Consider the following 16120-nt stretch of genomic DNA (forward strand, 5'->3'; position numbering starts at 1 on the left):
CCAGAGGTGCGGCATGACGCAACAGGCAATCCCCTTCGGCCATTGGCCGTCCCCGATATCCGCCGAGGCGGTCGCGGCGGGCGCGCTTCGTTTCGGGCGCGTCGAAGCGCACGGCGGCGCCGTCTACTGGAGCGAAAGCCGCCCCGCCGAGAGGGGGCGCTCGCCCGTGCTGCGCTGGACGCCGGCGGGCGGCATCACCGAGCTTCTGCCCGCGCCATGGTCGGCGCGGTCGCGGGTGCATGAATATGGCGGCGGCGAGTTTACCGTGGCGGGTGGCGCGCTCTATTTCGTCAATGACGCCGATCAGGATCTTTACGCGGCTCGACTGACGGCGGCAGGGGCCGATGCGCCGCCGCGCCGCCTCACCGAACTGCCGGACACGCGCTTCGCCGACATGACGCTCGACGCAGGCCGCAATCGCCTCGTCGCGGTGGGCGAAACGCATCGCGCGAGCCGGACGCACGACGGCGTCGGACCCGCCAACGCGCTGTGGTCGATTCCGCTCGATGGAAGCGGGCCTCGCGTCCTCGTCGAAGGACATGACTTCTACGCGAGCCCACGCATAAGCCCCGACGGCTCGCTTCTGGCTTATCTCGCCTGGAACCTGCCCCACATGCCGTGGGACGCGGCAGAACTGTTCGTCGGGCATCTTGCCCCGGATGGCACGCTATCCGGCGTGGTGAAGGTAGCGGGCGGCGGCGGCACGGCCTGCTTCCAGCCGGAATGGACCGGCGAGGCGCTGCTCTTCGTTTGGGACGCTGACGGCACGGGCAATCTGTGGCGCTGGATGGAGGCGGCCGCCCCGGTGCAGATCACGCGGCTCGACGGAGATCTGTCTTTGCCGCTGTGGGTGTTCAATCAGGCGAGCTTTGCGCTTTCCGGCGACGGCAAGGCGCGGCTGTCGTATGTCGACAACGGCGAGACGCGCGCGGCGCTGTTCGACCTGGAAACGGGAGGACTGACACCGCTCGCTTCGCCTTTTACCGCTGTGAACGCCGTATCTGTCGACGACGGTCTCACGGCGCTGATCGGCATGGCTGACGACGAGGCGCTTTGCATCGCGGTAGAGGCGGAAGGAGGCGGCGCACCGCGCATTATCCGGCGCGGTTCCGCGCTCGCGATCATCCCCGGCTTCATCGCCCCACCGCAGCGCCTCGAAATTCCGAGCCCCTCCGGCCCCGTCTACGGCCTTTATTACCCGCCTGCCAACCCTGATGCGCGCGGTCCCGAGGGCGCGGCCCCGCCGCTCATCGTCAACCTGCACGGTGGACCGACCAGCGCCGCGCCACGCGGGCTTAAGGCCAGAACGCTGTTCTTCACCTCGCGCGGCTTCGGCTGGCTGGATCTCGACTATTCGGGAAGCGTCGGCTATGGCCGCGCCTATCGCGACCGGCTCAATGGCGCGTGGGGCGTGGCCGACGTCGCCGATACGGTGGCGGCGGCGGAATACGCGGCGGCGAGCGGGCTGGCCGATCCTCGCGCGATCTTCGTAACGGGCGGCAGCGCGGGCGGCTTCACGGCGCTGATGGCGATTGCAACGTCGAACGTCTTTCGCGGCGCGGCGAGTTACTACGGCGTGGCCGACCTTATCGGCTTGCAGAAGACGACGCACAAGTTCGAGCAGGGATATCTCGAAACGCTGCTCGGTGCGACGGTGGAAGCCGACCCGCAGCTCTACCGCGCGCGCTCGGCGCTCACGCATGCCGACGCGATCAAGACGCCGCTCATCCTGCTTCAGGGCACGGAAGACAAGGTGGTGCCGAAGGCGCAGTCGCTCGCCATCGCCAACGCTCTGCGGGCAAAGGGCGTCCGCGTCGCATATCACGAATTCGAGGGCGAGGGGCACGGCTTCCGGCGTGCGGAGACAATCCGCGAATGCCTTGACCTTGAACTGGCCTTCTATCGCAGCTTGCTGACAAGCTGAGCGAAATCGCGGTTTCGGCAGGCGCAAATCGCTGGCCATCACCATTTATCGTCGACGGCATCTGCAAGAGACGAACGCGATGAACGCGCTTCGCCATCGGGCGCAGCTGAAGCGCGTCCTGAAAGCTCCAGCCTGAGCAACCTTGGCACCGGCTGGCGCCGGGAACGCCTTGCGATCAAGAAGCCATGAGAAGCCCGGCCTGCCGCCCCGGCCAACCCGCACAGCAGATTGCGCGAGACACAAAAAAAGCGACGCCCGAAGGCGCCGCTCTCTCATTCCGGAAGAAGCCGAAGCCTACTTCAGGGGCTCGTAGCCCGTGGAACCGAAGTGATAGTTCAGGCCGACGCGGACCGTGTTGACGCCGAAGTCGAGATCCTTGTAGTTGCTGTTGCCGTCGAGTTCGAAGTTCAGGTACTGATATTCGATCTTGCCGGAGATATTCGGCGTGAACTTGTGTTCAAGACCACCGCCGACGACCCAGCCGGTTTCGGTCTCGTCTTTCGACCAGCCGTTGCCCTTGACCTCAAAGCTGCCGTAAGCGAAACCGCCCGTGGCGTAGACGAGGCTGTTACCGAGAGCGTAGCCGAGACGACCACGAACGGTGCCGAAATAATCAAGGTTAGCTTCGTAGCTGTGCGCGTCGTAACCCACGCCCGAACCCTGGATGTCAGCTTCGATACCGATCACGAGCGGGCTGGTGCCGAAAGCGCCCTGCCAGTTGTAGCCGATCTGACCGCCGCCGAAGCCGCCATTGAAGTCGCCGTCGAACCTCGAGTCGGAATCGATATCGTCCCAACCGTAGCCGCCGTTGATACCAGCGTAGAAGCCGGTCCAGGTCGCAACGGGAGCAACCACCGGGCCGTCCTTGTAACCGCCAGCCTGGCCGCGATAGAGGTCAGCCGAATTTGCAGAGGCAATAGCCACGACGCTGGCGAGCGTCAGGCCAGCGATGCCGGAAAGAAGTTTCATCTCAAGTTCCCCATCTAGTCTTCTGTGTTGTCAACGTATGAAAGCACACGTGACACCACCAGCCCTAGGCAGTGCCTGCGTTTCATTCGATAGGCGGATACTAGTCTCCGAGGCAGTGCGGCGCAACAAGCTACCGGCAAGGAGCCGGATGCTTGGCATGCCAAGCCTTTTTGCGTCATAGAACAAAATATATCAATATTTTCCGTATATTATCGATCCGCCTACATTTAATTCGCGCATCGGTTTGGGTGGCATATAGGCAACAGGGGCGAGCAAAGCGCTCCTCAGGTTGAGGCCGGACGCGCTCCAAATGCGAGAAAAGCGGCCATTTGCGCCACCATTTGGTGTGTCCCGCGACTCAGATGAGGACATCGAAAGCCGAAAAAGCCGTCTCGATTTGCGGGCTTGAACACGACATTTCATCCCTTGCAATCCCTAGAGAAATCCGCCTTTTCCGGTCGCACGGCCCCGCCAAATAGATTATTCTCGCTCAAAATCGAGACGGAACGTCAGGCAGGGACGGGTTGATGGAACGGCGATATGCAGTGTGGGACGTGTTCACCAACTCGGCGCTATCGGGCAACCCGCTGGCCGTAGTCCTCGACTCGGGCGACCTCTCGGCCGAAGAGATGCAGGCCGTCGCGCGCGAGTTCAATCTCTCGGAAACCGTCTTCGTGTTGCCGCCTCGGCTGCCGGCCCATACCGCCTATGTGCGCATATTCACCCCCGCCGCCGAACTTCCTTTCGCCGGTCATCCGACCGTCGGCGTGGCGATCCAGCTCGCCGACGACCGGATATCGGGGGCCGCAGCCGATTGCGATGCGCTCATCGTTCTGGAAGAAGAGATCGGAAGCATTCGGGTCGGTGTGGTCGGCAGACGGGGACGCGCGCCTTACGCGGAATTCGACGTGCCGAAATTGCCGGAGCTTTCCGGCGCGCCCGCCCATGACGACCGCATCGCGGCAGCGCTGGGCCTTGCTCCTGGCGAAATCGGCTTCGCCAATCACAAGCCGTCGCAATACGATGCGGGGACTCCATTCACCTTCGTCCCGGTGCGCGACCTCGAAGCGATCGGGCGCGCCCATATCGTGGCGCAGCATTGGGATGAAGCCTTCCACGGCTCGGGCGGCAAGGTTTACCTCTATTGCCGAGAGACCATTCAGCACAGCGCGGCATTTCATGCCCGCATGTTCTCGCCGTCATTGGGCGTGGCTGAAGACCCCGCGACCGGATCGGCGGCCGCGGCCTTCTCGGCGGTCATCCATCGTTTCGATATCCTGCCGGAGGGGACGTCCGAGTTCGCAATCGAACAAGGCATCGAGATGGGAAGACCGAGCGAAATCAGGCTCGAAATCGAAATAGCGTCGCGCAAGCTCAAGCGCGTCCGCATCGGCGGGTTCGCCCGCCTCGTCATGCGCGGAAAGCTGTCCATATAGGCGCCAGCCTGGTTGGATCGACCTGGCGGCATCGATTGAATACGGACAATCTCTTCCCAACGCAGATCTAAAGCGTGGTATCGCGTCTGACATACGGCATGACGGCCCTGGCCGAACCGATGGTTGGAAGCCCGATCCCCGGGCAAAAAAATAGCCGGGCGTGAACCCGGCTATTTTCGACTTGCCGCAACGGTACCTTAGGAAACCGCCGAAAGCTCTCGCAGTCCGTCGTCGTCCGACGCCGAAAACAGCAGGCGCACGTCCATATAACGGATGCGACCGGCGACTTTCGCTTTCTGAACGCCGAGATCGCTGAAGCGGCGCGTGAAGATCGGCAGACCGAGCGGTTGCTTGCCCTTCGCCTCGCACCACTGGCAGTAGTCGTCGTAAAGCGCGAGAGCCGTCACACTGGAGCCGTTCTCGCGGCCGACCCGTTCGTCGAAATAAAGCTCGACGTCCGTCTTGGGTTGAGCCGGTGTCAGATCCGCATCCTCATCGAAGGCCAGAGCGGGAAGGCGCTGCGTGGGCGCGAAGGCAGGCGCGGGCGCGACGACACGAACGGGTTCAGGCGCGGGCAGGCCCTTGACGTCGAAGATCCGCCAATAGGAAAAGGCCGTATAGAACCCGAGGCTTGCACCAAGCTCCACGAGAAGCGCGATCAGCACGGTCAACGCCGTCTGCACGTCTTCGGTCTTATACCCGGTAAGCCCGGCCAGCATCTGGCTCTGAGGATCGCTGGCTTTTGTCGCCGCCTCCGAAGTCAGGTCGCCGAGTTCCGTGCGCAATTGCGTAACCTTCGCATCGAGCTTGTCGGCTTGCTCTGCAACCGCTAGCTCTGCCTTCAACTTGAAGTAGCTCTCGCAATAGGTCATGCTTTTCGTCGCGGTCGCATTCGCGCATTCGCCGCTCGATATCCAGCGGCCATTCTGCTTGAACGCCTCGATTTCACCCGCAACCGTGCCGGACGGGCGGTGCTCGGGCAGAGCAGCCAGCGCGGCGCGCGCGCGTTCGAGATCGGACCGAAGATCCGCATGCGTCTCGACCTTCAGCACGCGCTGGCTCGTCGTGTCAGCACGATTAAGCGCGGCAAAACCCAGCGATGACGAAAGCGAATAGGAAAAGCACACGACGAACAGCAGTGCGCCGCCAAGCGCCTGACTGTAACTGCGATTGCGCAGCGCCGCGAAGATAAAGAACGGCAGCAGTGCCTTGAAGCAGTCGGCAGCAGCACTCGCCCCGCCATAAAGCTGCGACTCGAACTCGGACTTGCCGAGCGTATATCCGAATTTCCAGTTCATCGCTGCGGAGACGATGAGAAGAATCGCCGCCGCCATAACGCCTGCTACACCGAGTACGTGTCTCATGCCTTGCCCCCATATGGGGCGCCGCTCCGCTGGCGGCGCCATTGCAAGGGGGCCAGCGAATTCTGTCGGTCTGACGTGATACAATATCCCGGGTGGCGCGCCCCGCAAAGACGCGCCGACAAGACCCGGCAGAAGTCACATGTCCGTGTGCGCTCGCGCTGAGCCGGAACGAGACTTTCTCGTCAAGGCTGCGTTCCGCCGCTGGTCCGCAGTCTTTTCCGGCGCAAGATCAAGCGCTTATTAGGCCCCCGACATCAGCTTTAGTGATTCGTGAAGTGTTAAGCGAGGATTAATTTCGCTGCACAAGATCTGGTGGACAGGTTGAAGCTCTGAACCTTTATGTTGATTTCCACACGCCGTTCACTGAATTTTGCCGAGAAGTGACAAAATCGGTTGCGATCTGTCGTGCCGCAACCGAAGATTAGATTTACCGTATCAGGATCGAATTCCCGGAGCCCTTGTTGACCCCGTAGCCGACTGGCAACTTGCGTCGAGGAGTTTATGGAATGCGCCCACTTGTTCTGCTCCTTTGCAGCACGGCGGCGTTGATCGGGCTGCCGATGCTGGCGGATCAGTTCCGCGCGGGCCCTCCGAGAGCGCTCAGAACTGCGGACTTGTCGAAGTCGCCTGATAAAACGGGCGCCGCCGCACCCGCGACATTGAAGAACGCTGCGGCGGAGCAGAAAGTGAATGAGCGTTCAGAACAACGCCCGGGGACGGCTTCCGCTCCGACCGGTCCGCTTCCTGTAAAATTGAGCGATGCGGCTGCTGTATTGCCGGTGCCGAACACGCGAGCCGAACTGATCGAGGCGATCGGCAAGGAACTCTCGCGGCTTGGCCTTTATCAGGGGCCGATCTCGAAAGCTTGGACGAAGACCATGCGCACAGCTGTGCGGCGTTTCAACGGAGCGAAGGCACCCCAGCCGACATCAGCTCTTCTTTCTGCCTTGCAAGCCGTGAAGCGCGACGAGAAATCAGTCAATGCGCCTCCATCGATCAACGCGCAAACGGTCGCGATCACGGTAGCGAAGATCGCCGACGCCCGCACGAGCGACGACATCGCGGCCGGGTCTCATCTTCGATCCGGCGATTATCCTCCGCCTTCGGCAGGCATACGCACTCGTTCTGGTCAGGCGTCGCGTGGCCCTGCGCTCACGCAGCGCGGCCGTGCGTCAAAAAAAGAACGGCCCGCGAGTGCAGCCAGAACGAAGCGTGCATCCATTCCGCGCGCTTCCCGGCCGGTCCCTAAAACGAAAAGCATGTTTGCGAATGCCAGCTTTTCCTGGCCCGGCTTGTAGACGCCGTTGGAGCTTTCATCAGGACAATCGTCCGGTCCCGACGGCGCCTTGTTGCCCCGACGACGCCCAACTGAAAAAACGCCCCACAACAGCACATTCCATCGACGATCAGATGTCCAGCGCTTCAGGCTCGGCGAAGGCGGCGCGGTCTTGAATGAAACGGAAGCGCGCTTCCGGCTTGTTGCCCATCAGTTGCTCGACGACCTCAGCGGCCGCCGCCTCTTCCGACTTCGCATCGATGCCGGTCAGATCGCCATCGCGGCCCGCAATCTCGACGCGCAGCATCATGCGCTTCTTCCGGTCCATCGTCGTCTCTTTCAACTGGGCGGGCATCATCTCGCCGAGGCCCTTGAAGCGGCTGACTTCGAGCTTGCCGCGTCCATTGAAGAGGGTGCGCTTCAATTCCGCCAGGTGCGCATCGTCGCGCGCATAGGCCGTCTTGCCACCCTGGCTGATACGGTAAAGAGGGGGAACCGCGAGGAAAAGATGGCCGTTGCGGATCAGATCCGGCATCTGCCGATAGAAAAACGTAATCAGCAGCGACGCGATATGCGCGCCGTCGACATCGGCGTCGGTCATGATGATGACGCGGTCGTAGCGAAGGTCGGCGTCGTTGTAGTGCTTGCCGGTTCCACAGCCGAGCGCGAGCGTCAGGTCCGAAAGAAGCTGGTTCTGGGCGAGCTTGTCGCGCGAGGCGCTGGCAACGTTCAGGATCTTGCCGCGTAACGGCAGGATGGCTTGAGTGGCGCGGTCGCGCGCCTGTTTCGCGGAACCGCCAGCCGAGTCGCCTTCGACGATGAAGATTTCGGTGTCGTCCTTCGCATTCTTCGAGCAGTCCGCGAGCTTGCCGGGCAACCTGAGCCTGCGCGTCGCCTTCTGCCGCTGCGTTTCCTTCTCGCGTTTCTTCCTGAGACGGTCTTCCGCGCGCTCGATGACGAAGTCCAGAAGGCCGTTCGCCTGCTGGGGCGATGCGGTCAGCCAATGATCGAACGCATCCTTGACGGTGTTTTCGACAATGCGCGCGGCCTCTGCGGTAGACAGCCTGTCCTTCGTCTGCCCCTGAAATTCCGGCTCGCGGATGAAGACCGAAAGCATCGCGCCCGAGGCGACGAAAACGTCGTCCGCCGTGATTTGCGCGGCACGCTTGTTGTTCGTGAGTTCGCCATACGCACGCAGAGACTTCGTAAGCGCCGCCCGCAAGCCCTGCTCGTGCGTGCCGCCTTCGGGTGTCGGCACGGTGTTGCAATACGACTGCATGAAGCCGTCATCGTCTGCGATCCAGGCAATGGCCCACTCGACGCTGCCATGTCCGCCTTCCTTCTGAACGCGGCCCGAAAACACATCCTTCGTAACCGTGGTCAGCTTCTCGATGCGAGAGGACAGGAAGTCTCGCAGGCCGCCGGGGAAATGAAAGACGGCCTTCTCTGGAACATCCGCATCGCCCTTCAGAAGCTCCGGCGCGCAGCTCCAGCGGATTTCAACGCCGCCGAAGAGATAGGCCTTCGCGCGTGCCATCTTGAAAATACGGATGGGACGGAACGTGGACCGTTCCTTGAAGATCTCGGGGTCGGGGTGGAAACGAACAGTCGTGCCACGCCGGTTCCTCACAGCGCCGACTTCTTCCAGCTTCGAGGTCGGCAGGCCGCGCGCGAAGGTCTGGCGATAAAGCTTGCCGTTGCGCGCCACCTCGACTTCGAGCTTCTCGGCAAGCGCGTTCACGACCGAGATGCCGACACCGTGCAGGCCGCCGCTTGTGGAATAAACCTTCGAGTTGAACTTTCCACCCGAATGCAGCGTGGTCATGATGACTTCGAGCGCAGACTTGCCCGGATATTTCGGATGCGGGTCGATCGGGATGCCGCGCCCGTTATCCGCGACCGAAAGCGTGCCATCGGCGTCGAGCGCTACTTCGATGAAGCTCGCATGTCCCGCCACGGCCTCGTCCATGGCGTTGTCGATCACCTCCGCGAAGAGGTGATGCATCGCCTTCTCATCGGTGCCGCCGATATACATGCCGGGGCGCCGACGCACCGGCTCCAGCCCTTCCAGCACCTCGATGTCGGCTGCGGTGTAGCTTTCGGCAGGCGCAACGCCACGCGCCACGCTTCCGGCCGCCCTCGGCTTTTCCGGCTCGCCGCCTTCGCCGAAAAGATCGCGTGTCGCCGCTGCGCTGTGCTTGGTCATCCTTCTCCCCTTCCGGCGCGCCGACGAAGCGCCGCGAATCCCAACCGGATGCGAGGATGGAAAGTTGCAAGCTGCGACCGATTTGGCAAGGGGCAGGCGCAAGCGACCGGGGGAAGTCGCGGACAAACGACAACCTCGGATGGCCCATTTAAGTCTTTTTGGAGCGAATGAGACTTCGCGCCCCGCGGCTTTCGGTGCCGGGTGCCGTCGCTTTTAATGTTTCTTAGCCATGTCGACCATCTTCGCGATACGTCGGATACACCGCCGTTGCACGGCGACGGTGACTTCCCCTATCAATCAGTATAGTTGCAGAACGCTTGCAGATGATGCCGGAAGAAACGGCACGCTGTTACACAGTTCGACAATAACGCTCTGCACCACTTCCCCGTAAACACTGCTTCGTTTCAAGAGGTGACATGGGCACCGATCTCGAAATCTTGCGGCCGCGGGGTCGCGGACGCCCCACTCTCTATAACGCGGCTTACTGCGACCGGGTGCTGGAACTCGCCGCCGAGGGCTGCTGCAAGGCCGAAATTGCCGCCGCGCTCCATGTCAGCGTGAAGACGCTCACCGCCTGGACCAAGACACATGAGGAGTTTCGCGACGCGATGACCCGTGCCAAGGAACTCGAATATGCATGGTGGCTCGCCGCCGGTCGCAAGGGCCAGTTCATGCGAACGTGGAACGCGGGCGGCTGGGCGCTTCAGATGCGAAACCGGTTCCGCAAGCGCTTCCGCGACAAGCTTCCGCCGCTGCGTGAGGAAAACCCGGAGGACAGCGTGAATGCCGAGCAACTCCGGGACGAAATGGAGCGCAAGCTTTCTCGCATCGCTGACGCCGGAGCGGAGAGCGGACTTCCTCTCGCAACTGACGGCAAGGGAGCTGAAAAGCCTCCGATTTGATTGGGCATTCTGGGCAAGGCCCGAACAACGCGAGCCATCCGGCGACTGGCATACCTGGCTCATTCTCGCCGGGCGCGGTGCCGGCAAGACGCGCACCGGCGCCGAATGGGTGCGCGCATGCGTCTGCGGGCCGACGCCGCTCTCGGGCGGACGATATTCGCGCGTGGCACTGGTGGCCGAGACGGCAGCAGACGCGCGCGACGTGATCGTGGAAGGGCCGAGCGGCCTTCTCCCCATCCATCCGCGCGGCTTTCGCCCGAAATTCGAGCCGTCCAAGCGTCGGCTGACCTGGCCGAACGGCGCGGTCGCGATGCTCTACAATGCGACGGAGCCGGATCAGTTGCGCGGGCCGCAGCACGACGCGGCGTGGTGCGACGAACTCGCGAAGTGGCGTTATGCACGCGAAACCTGGGATATGTTGCAGTTCGGCCTCCGGCTCGGCCATGACCCCCGTCAGATTGTGACCACGACGCCACGCCCCATTGCAATTATTCGCGAATTTCTCGCCAAAGAGGGGCATGGCGTCGTCTTGACGCGCGGCAGCACGTATGACAATCGCGCCAATCTGGCGCAAAATTACTTTAATACGGTTGTGAAAAGTTACGAAGGTTCAAGACTTGGGAGGCAGGAAATCAATGCAGAACTCCTGGACGACGTTGCTGACGCTCTTTGGACGCGATCTATGCTGGATCGGCACCGCGTTGCTCGGGGAGCTTCGCTTCCCCGGCTTGACCGTGTTGTGGTGGGGATCGACCCCGCGGCACGCCCAAGCGGGGCGGGTGATAAGACTTCAGAAACTGGGATTGTCGTCTGTGCCCTCGGCGAAGACGGTCGCGGTTACGTCCTTGACGATCTCTCCAACCGACAAGGACCAATGGGCTGGGCTCAAAAAGCGGTCGCAGGCTTCGACAGGTACGAAGCGGACGCCGTGGTGGTCGAGATAAACCAGGGCGGCGCAATGGTGGAGACGGTGCTGCGCGCGGTGCGCGGCGGGCTGCCGATCCGGGCGGTTCGCGCGAGCCGCGGCAAGACCGTGCGAGCCGAGCCCATCGCCGCGCTTTATGCGCAGGGCCGCGTGAGCCATGTTGGCGCGTTGCCGACACTCGAAGATCAGATGGTGCAGTTCACGCCCTTCGGCATCGAGGGCGACGGCGCGGCCGACCGCGTCGATGCGCTGGTGTGGGCGCTGGCCGACCTGTTCCCGCGCATGATCCGCCCCGTTCCCGACGCCGCGACGTGGGACGATGAGCGCGGGGGCGGCGGAAGCTGGCTTACTTGAATACTTCACCTCAACTGCGCAACCAGTTTTCGCACAGAAGCCCGTCGATGCGGGCGAACTCGCGTTCATTGGCCGTCACAAGCGTGCAACCAAGCGTGAGAGCGTGAGCGGCGATGAAGAGATCGTTGTTTCCGATCAACCGGCCTTCCCGTTCAAGATTTGAGCGAAGCGCGGCATAGGTTGTATCGGCGGGTGCCTCGAAAGGCAGGATATCAATCGTTGCGAGAATAAGATTTAACTGCCGGGTGAGCTGGAGCGAATTTCGTTTGGCGGCTCCGTAACGCGCTTCGCACGCGACAAAGATGCTGGTGCAGACATTCGTCTGCCCGACTTGGCGAATCCGCTTTCGGACGAGGCCCTTAGGGTTCCGAACGAGATCCGAAACGATGTTCGTATCGAGAAGATACTGCATCAGAAATCGACTGGTTCCGGAGGCAGATCCTCAATCTCGGGAAACTCATCCTCGATCGGCTCAAGCGTATCGAGGAGTTCCAGAAGAGAGAGTTTCCGCATCGGCTCGATGATGAGCTTGTCGCCTTCCTTGCGCATGATCGCCTCGTCTCCCGGCAACTCGAATTCGCGCGGGATGCGGACGGCCTGATTGCGCCCGTTTTTGAAAAGTTTGACCTGACGCTCCATTCACACTGCCCTCAGACATATGCCAGCAGCATATGCCAAACGTCATTGAACTGCAAGCACGCGCGTCACCGCCCCAAAGAGGTTCCCTTGCCCCACATCGACATCGTTCGGGAGGCGCGGGAGCGCCTCGCAGCCGCATGGCTGCAGGATCGCGAGAACCGCGAAGATGCGTTCACCGATCTGAAGTTCCTCGCGGGCGACCAGTGGCCCGCCGCCGTGCGCCAGCAGCGCGAGGCGCAGAGCCGCCCGTGTCTCACCATCAACCGCCTGCCGCAATTCGTGCATCAAGTCGCCAACAGCGTGCGCATGAACCCGCCGCAGATCAAGGCCATCCCGGCGGGCGGCGCGGCGACGGAAGCGCTGGCGGAGATCTTTTCCGGCCTGTTCCGGCACATCCAGTATCGCTCGAACGCGACGCACGTCTTCGCGCATGCGGTCTATTACGCGGTCGCGTGTGGCATCGGCCATTTCCGCCTCGCCACCGACTATGTGGACGACAACGCCTTCGAGCAGGAAATCCTGATCAAGCGCATCCAGCATCCGCTTTCGGTGTTCTGGGACCCGGCTGCCATCGAGCCGAGCCGCGCCGATGCCGATTATTGCCTCGTGTCGGAGATGATCGGCCGCAAAGAATTCGAAGCGCGCTTCCCCCATGCGGCCCCCGCCGATTTCGACACGCCCGCCGATGGCAGCGCGGAAAGCGGCCTGTTCTGGGCAAGCCGCGATGCCGTGCGCGTCTGCGAATACTGGGTTAAGCGGCCCGTCGAGCGCGCCATCGCAAGGCTCGCGCGCGGCGAGACAGTGGACATCACCGAGGTCGACCCGGCGGAGCTGCCGCGGCTTGGGATCGTCGCCACGCGCAAGGTTCGCTCGCACAAGGTGGAACGCTGGCTGCTTTCGGGCAGCGAGGTACTCGAAGGACCGAACGCCTGGGCCGGGCGCACCATCCCGATTTTTCCGGTGATCGGCGCGGAAACTGCGCTCGAGACGAAAACCGTCCGCAGCGGCCTCATACGCGCCGCGCGCGACCCGCAACAGCTCTATAATTTCTGGCGTTCGGCGGCGGCGGAAGCCATCGCGCTCGCGCCGCGTTCGCCGTTCCTCGCAACGCCAGCCATGATCGCAAAATTCAAGGGCCAGTGGGACACGCAGAACAGTGTCGCACGCCCCTATCTTCTCTACGAGCCGGACCCCGACGCACCAGGCAGCCGCCCGATGCGCGAGCCGCCGCCGGACGTACCGACCGCGCTGACGCAGGAAAGTGCCATCGCCGCCGACGAGATGAAGGCGACGACGGGCATCTACGACGCAGCGCTCTGGGCGCGGTCGAACGAGATTTCCGGCGTGGCCATTCGGGCGCGTGAAAATCAGGGCGGCAACGCGGCGCTTCACTATCAGGATAACCTGATGGCGACGCTGCATCATCTCGGCAAGGCGCTGATTGACCTCGTGCCGAAGATTTACGACAGCGAGCGGACGCTTCGCATCATGCGAGAGGACGACAGCCAGGAGCCCGTGCGCATCAATGCCGCCGTTATGGGCGTTGACGGCAAGCCCATGCTGCTGAACGACCTTTCGCAAGGCGTCTACGACGTGCGCGTGAAGATAGGACCGGCCTACGCCACGCGACGCTCGGAGGCTGCCGACGCGATGCTTCAGTTCATCCGCGCCGTGCCGCAGGCGGCGGGGATCGCGGGCGACCTCGTCGCGAAGACCATGGACTGGCCGGGCGCCGACGAAATCGCGGCGCGGCTGAAACGCACGCCCCCGGAGGTTACAGGAGAGGCTGCATCGCCCGAGGTTCGGGCCGCGCAGGCACGCCAACAGGCGCTCGCCGAAGCCGAACTCGCCCGCGCCCAGAGCCTAGCCGCCAAGTCCGGCGCGGATGCCGCCAAGGCCGAGGCCGTCGCTCAACAGGCTGCACTCGACGCCGCGAAGGCCGAGGCAGAACTCAAGGCGAGCGGCAAGGCTCCCGCAGGACCCGCCGCCCTCTAGTTTCTTCCATCAGCAAAAGGACCGCGCATGACCATCCCCGGCGATACCCCGTCGGCGGACGAAGCCGCCTTGGCTTTTTCCGCCCTTCACGACGATGCGAGCGAGGCCGCAGACAGAGGCGGCGCCGCACGGCGCAAAGGCGCGCCCGGAAAGGCACGCGTCGACCGCCTCATTCGCGACAAGGAGGTCGCCGACGCCCTCGCTCAAACGAGCGCGGCTCAGGCGGAGGCGCTTCGCCAGAGATTGCAGAACGCGGGGCGCCCGCAGGATTACCGCACCCCCGAAGACTACACCCGCGCCGTGGCCGAGCAGGCCGTGCGCGAGGTCGGCGCGGAGATCCTCGCCCGGCAGGCCGAGCAGGCTCGCGAGATCGCGGCTCGCGCCGCTTACGACGCCTGGGGCGAAGCGACCTCCGCATTCCGCGAAAAGGTCCCGGACTTCGACGAGGTGGCCCACAATCCGAACCTCGCCGTCACGCCGATCATGGCGGAGGCGATCCGCGGAATGCCGCGAGGCGCGGAGATCGCCTATTACCTCGGCAAGAATCCCGGCGAGGCCGCGCGCATCGCGGCGCTTCCGCCCGTCAGTCAGGTGATGGCAATCGCGCGGCTCGAAACCCGGCTCGACACTGCGCAAGCCGCAGTCAGCCGCGCGCCCGAGCCGATCGGCGCGCTCACCGGGCGCGGCGGCAACGCGGGCAAGCCGCTCGACCAGATGACGTTCGACGAATACCGCCGCGCGCGCGGCTACTGACGAATCCAACGGCAATCGGCCCTTTTTAGAGCCCGCTTCACGGCGCGGAACGGACAGGCGCGCCTCCCTCAATCCAAGGAACCTCCCCGCATGGCCTCTACCCTTCTCACGCCGAGCCTCATCGCCAAAGAAAGCTTGATGCAGCTCGACAATAACCTCGTCGCCGCGAAAATGGTGTATCGCGCCTACGAGGCCGAATTCGGCGAAACGAAGATCGGCGACACGCTCACCATCCGCAAGCCGGTGAAATACGCCGTCCGCTCCGGCTCCGTCGCGCAGATGCAGGACGCGACCGAAGGCAAGGTGCAGATCAAGGTCGACACGCAGCGCGGCGTCGACCTGCGCTTTCCGACGAAAGACCTGACGCTGTCCATCGACCGTTTCGCCGAGCGCTATCTGAAGCATCCGATGATCGCGCTGGCAAATCAGGTCGATCTCGACGTGCTGTCTCTCTACAAGGCGGTGTGGAACTGGGTCGGCACGCCGGGGAAAACGCTCGACGGCTACAGGTCGTTCATCGCCGCGCCGCAGCGCCTCGATGAAATGGCGGTGCCGACCCCGCGCACGGCGTGCCTCTCGCCCGCCGATTTCTACGGCATGGCGTCGAGCTTCACGAGCCTGCATGTGCCGGACGTGGCGAAGACCGCGCTTGAGAAGTCGCGCCTTCCGCTCGTCGGCAATACCGACTGTTACGCCTCGCAGAATGTCGTCAGCTACACGGTCGGCAATCACGCGGGCACGCCGGTGATCTCGGCCATCGCCTCGGCAAACGGCGTCACGAATACGGGCGTCACGACGTGGCTCGCCGCCAAGGACTCGGACGAGACGGCGATCCTCGTGGACGGGCTGACGCCGGGCGCCACGCTCAATGCGGGCGACGTCTTCACCCTCGCGGGCGTTTACGCCGTGAACCCTGTCACGAAGCAGGTTCTTCCCTATCTCCAGCAGTTCGTCGTGAAGGCGCCCGTTACGGCAACCGGCAACGCCGACGCGCTTACGATTTCGCCCGCGATCATCGTATCCGGCCAGTATCAGACCGTGAGCGCGGCGCCTGCAGCCAACGCGGCGCTGACATTCGCGGGAACGGCGGGCGCCAATTATCCGCAGAACCTCGTCTTTCATGAGAACGCCTTCGCGCTCTGCATGGTGCCGATGGAACTGCCCGAGGGGGCCAGCAAGAAGGCGCGGCAGAGCTACAACGGGCTCTCGATCCGCGTCATCTGCGACTACGACATCGTCAACGACATCAACATGTGGCGGCTCGACATCCTTTACGGCGTGAAGCCGATCTACCCCGACCTCGCCACGCGCCTTTCCGGGTCGGCGGCGTAAGCCGCGAGCGTCAGCAACCGGGCACAGCCCCGGCAGACCGCGCAC

Annotated in this window: 13 protein-coding genes; 8 read left to right on the forward strand and 5 right to left on the reverse strand. The window is 63.3% G+C overall.

Going from position 1 to position 16120, the window contains the following annotated elements; translation table 11 throughout:
• The first annotated feature begins 13 nt into the window (after positions 1-13).
• Positions 14-1924 carry a S9 family peptidase gene (locus tag EK416_RS06025; protein WP_127076606.1) on the forward strand — a complete coding sequence of 637 codons (1911 nt, stop codon included), beginning with the start codon at positions 14-16 and terminating at the stop codon, positions 1922-1924.
• A 294-nt stretch (positions 1925-2218) separates the two neighbouring features.
• On the opposite strand, the gene EK416_RS06030 is transcribed toward EK416_RS06025, so the two are convergent.
• Positions 2219-2893, reverse strand: a complete 675-nt coding sequence (locus tag EK416_RS06030; RefSeq protein ID WP_127076607.1) for an outer membrane protein — start codon at positions 2891-2893, stop codon at positions 2219-2221.
• A 527-nt stretch (positions 2894-3420) separates the two neighbouring features.
• Here EK416_RS06030 and EK416_RS06035 point away from each other — a divergent pair.
• Positions 3421-4329 (forward strand): PhzF family phenazine biosynthesis protein, encoded by a 909-nt coding sequence (locus EK416_RS06035; protein WP_127076608.1) that lies wholly within the window; start codon positions 3421-3423, stop codon positions 4327-4329.
• A gap of 197 nt (positions 4330-4526) precedes the next feature.
• Here the strand turns inward: EK416_RS06035 and EK416_RS06040 are convergent, their stop codons facing one another.
• Positions 4527-5693, reverse strand: a complete 1167-nt coding sequence (locus EK416_RS06040) for a hypothetical protein (RefSeq protein WP_127076609.1) — start codon at positions 5691-5693, stop codon at positions 4527-4529.
• Between the two features lie 659 nt (positions 5694-6352).
• Between EK416_RS06040 and EK416_RS06045 the strand changes: the two genes are divergently transcribed.
• Positions 6353-6991 carry a hypothetical protein gene (locus EK416_RS06045; RefSeq protein WP_127076610.1) on the forward strand — a complete coding sequence of 213 codons (639 nt, stop codon included), beginning with the start codon at positions 6353-6355 and terminating at the stop codon, positions 6989-6991.
• Between the two features lie 108 nt (positions 6992-7099).
• On the opposite strand, the gene parE is transcribed toward EK416_RS06045, so the two are convergent.
• Positions 7100-9175 carry a DNA topoisomerase IV subunit B gene (gene parE / locus EK416_RS06050; protein ID WP_127076611.1) on the reverse strand — a complete coding sequence of 692 codons (2076 nt, stop codon included), beginning with the start codon at positions 9173-9175 and terminating at the stop codon, positions 7100-7102.
• 416 nt (positions 9176-9591) lie between these two features.
• Here parE and EK416_RS06055 point away from each other — a divergent pair, with 416 nt between their 5' ends.
• Together EK416_RS06055 and EK416_RS06060 are read left to right on the forward strand one after the other, a co-directional pair.
• Positions 9592-10077, forward strand: coding sequence for a helix-turn-helix domain-containing protein (locus tag EK416_RS06055; protein WP_127076612.1), 486 nt, complete (start codon positions 9592-9594; stop codon positions 10075-10077).
• The gene (locus EK416_RS06060) at positions 9959-11356 is read left to right on the forward strand and encodes a DNA-packaging protein (RefSeq protein ID WP_127076613.1); all 1398 of its coding nucleotides are present in this window, start codon (positions 9959-9961) and stop codon (positions 11354-11356) included. The genes EK416_RS06055 and EK416_RS06060 overlap by 119 nt, the downstream gene beginning before the upstream one ends.
• A 10-nt stretch (positions 11357-11366) precedes the next feature.
• Here EK416_RS06060 and EK416_RS06065 read toward each other — a convergent pair whose 3' ends face one another.
• Entirely contained in the window at positions 11367-11768 is a 402-nt protein-coding gene (locus tag EK416_RS06065) for a type II toxin-antitoxin system VapC family toxin (RefSeq protein WP_127076614.1), read from the reverse strand.
• Positions 11768-11995 (reverse strand): antitoxin, encoded by a 228-nt coding sequence (locus EK416_RS06070; protein ID WP_127076615.1) that lies wholly within the window; start codon positions 11993-11995, stop codon positions 11768-11770. The genes EK416_RS06065 and EK416_RS06070 overlap by 1 nt, the downstream gene beginning before the upstream one ends.
• Positions 11996-12082: 87 nt before the next feature.
• Between EK416_RS06070 and EK416_RS06075 the strand changes: the two genes are divergently transcribed.
• The 3 genes from EK416_RS06075 (at position 12083) to EK416_RS06085 (ending at position 16075) form a co-directional block, all read left to right on the forward strand.
• Positions 12083-13990 (forward strand): portal protein, encoded by a 1908-nt coding sequence (locus EK416_RS06075; protein WP_164729882.1) that lies wholly within the window; start codon positions 12083-12085, stop codon positions 13988-13990.
• 27 nt (positions 13991-14017) lie between these two features.
• The gene (locus EK416_RS06080) at positions 14018-14743 is read left to right on the forward strand and encodes a hypothetical protein (protein WP_127076617.1); all 726 of its coding nucleotides are present in this window, start codon (positions 14018-14020) and stop codon (positions 14741-14743) included.
• Positions 14744-14833: 90 nt separating this feature from the next.
• Positions 14834-16075: a P22 phage major capsid protein family protein gene (locus EK416_RS06085; RefSeq protein WP_127076618.1), complete on the forward strand. Its 1242-nt coding sequence runs from the start codon at positions 14834-14836 to the stop codon at positions 16073-16075.
• Positions 16076-16120: the final 45 nt, after the last annotated feature.

The sequence above is a fragment of the Rhodomicrobium lacus genome (assembly GCF_003992725.1).
Classification (GTDB): domain Bacteria; phylum Pseudomonadota; class Alphaproteobacteria; order Rhizobiales; family Rhodomicrobiaceae; genus Rhodomicrobium; species Rhodomicrobium lacus.

What these genes read in the sequence shown, in the direction of transcription:
- EK416_RS06025 (WP_127076606.1), top strand. Translation starts at nt 14, where the DNA reads ATGACGCAACAGGCAATCCCCTTCGGCCATTGGCCGTCCCCGATATCC.
- EK416_RS06030 (WP_127076607.1), bottom strand. Translation starts at nt 2,893, where the DNA reads ATGAAACTTCTTTCCGGCATCGCTGGCCTGACGCTCGCCAGCGTCGTG.
- EK416_RS06035 (WP_127076608.1), top strand. Translation starts at nt 3,421, where the DNA reads ATGGAACGGCGATATGCAGTGTGGGACGTGTTCACCAACTCGGCGCTA.
- EK416_RS06040 (WP_127076609.1), bottom strand. Translation starts at nt 5,693, where the DNA reads ATGAGACACGTACTCGGTGTAGCAGGCGTTATGGCGGCGGCGATTCTT.
- parE (WP_127076611.1), bottom strand. Translation starts at nt 9,175, where the DNA reads ATGACCAAGCACAGCGCAGCGGCGACACGCGATCTTTTCGGCGAAGGC.
- EK416_RS06055 (WP_127076612.1), top strand. Translation starts at nt 9,592, where the DNA reads ATGGGCACCGATCTCGAAATCTTGCGGCCGCGGGGTCGCGGACGCCCC.
- EK416_RS06060 (WP_127076613.1), top strand. Translation starts at nt 9,959, where the DNA reads ATGCCGAGCAACTCCGGGACGAAATGGAGCGCAAGCTTTCTCGCATCG.
- EK416_RS06065 (WP_127076614.1), bottom strand. Translation starts at nt 11,768, where the DNA reads ATGCAGTATCTTCTCGATACGAACATCGTTTCGGATCTCGTTCGGAAC.
- EK416_RS06070 (WP_127076615.1), bottom strand. Translation starts at nt 11,995, where the DNA reads ATGGAGCGTCAGGTCAAACTTTTCAAAAACGGGCGCAATCAGGCCGTC.
- EK416_RS06080 (WP_127076617.1), top strand. Translation starts at nt 14,018, where the DNA reads ATGACCATCCCCGGCGATACCCCGTCGGCGGACGAAGCCGCCTTGGCT.
- EK416_RS06085 (WP_127076618.1), top strand. Translation starts at nt 14,834, where the DNA reads ATGGCCTCTACCCTTCTCACGCCGAGCCTCATCGCCAAAGAAAGCTTG.